The following is a 1,088-nucleotide window of genomic DNA, read 5'->3' on the forward strand; positions in this document are numbered from 1 at the left end:
AGCAATCGGCGTGACGGAGCCGACCTACTATCGCTGGCGGACGGAGTTCGGTGGCCTGAAGCTGGACCAGGTGAAGCGGCTCAAGGAACTGGAGCGGGAGAACGCGCGGCTGCGTAAGGCGGTCTCGGACCTGACGCTTGAGAAAGTCATCCTGAAGGAAGCTGCGTCGGGAGAATGGTGAGCCCCGCGCGGCGTCGGGCCTGCGTCGAGCATGTGGTGCGCGAGATTGGGATCTCCGAGCGCAGGGCCTGCGCGGTGCTGGGGCAGCACCGCTCGACGCAGCGCAAGGTGCCGCGCGGGGCGGATGATGAGGCCCGACTGACGGGCGACATCATCGAGCTGGCGAAACGCTATGGCCGGTACGGCTACCGCCGGATCACGGCGCTGCTGCGGGAAGCCGGCTGGGCGGTGAACCGCAAGCGGGTGGAGCGGATCTGGCGCCGGGAGGGGCTGAAGGTGCCGCAGCGGCAGCCGAAACGCGGCAGGCTGTGGCTGGCGGACGGCTCGTGCATCCGGCTGCGACCCGAGCGAGCGAAGCATGTCTGGGCCTACGACTTTGTCGAGGACCGCACACGCGACGGGTGGAAGTTCCGGATGCTGTGCGTGGTGGACGAGTTCACGCGTGAGGCGCTGGCGATCCGCGTCGCGCGGAGGCTGACCTCGTCGGACGTGATCGACGTTCTGGCGGACCTGTTCCTTGCGCATGGGACGCCCACGCATATCCGCTCAGACCAGGGGCCGGAGTTTATCGCCGAGGCGGTGAAGGCTTGGATCGCCGGCGTGGGCGCACGTACCGCCTACATCGAGAAGGCGAGCCCGTGGGAGAACGGGTACGTCGAATCCTTCAACGGCAAGCTGCGCGATGAGCTGCTGAATGGCGAGGTATTCAACACGATCAGGGAAGCTCAGGTGCTGATCGAGGAATGGCGCCGGCACTACAATCGGGTGCGGCCGCACTCGTCGCTGGGTTACCGTCCGCCCGCACCGGAGACGATGTCAATAGCCAGGTCGCCGATCAGCCCAGGAGTAGGCGCGCTTGCGATGGCCCACTAAAATTCCGCCTGGATCACTCGATGGGGGCTGGTCAC

1 protein-coding gene is annotated in these 1,088 nt (G+C 66.5%); it reads left to right on the forward strand.

What is annotated here, in order from left to right; translation table 11 throughout:
- Positions 1-1,053 (forward strand): IS3 family transposase gene (locus tag IEY36_RS30365; RefSeq protein WP_188974065.1). Its coding sequence is split into 2 segments (ribosomal slippage), with 1,054 coding nucleotides annotated over them: positions 1-173 and positions 173-1,053; the frame shifts between segments, so codons are not numbered across the junction. This gene is flagged as partial in the annotation.
- Positions 1,054-1,088 lie beyond the last annotated feature (35 nt).

It is taken from the genome of Neoroseomonas lacus, from assembly GCF_014644535.1.
GTDB classification, from domain to species: domain Bacteria; phylum Pseudomonadota; class Alphaproteobacteria; order Acetobacterales; family Acetobacteraceae; genus Neoroseomonas; species Neoroseomonas lacus.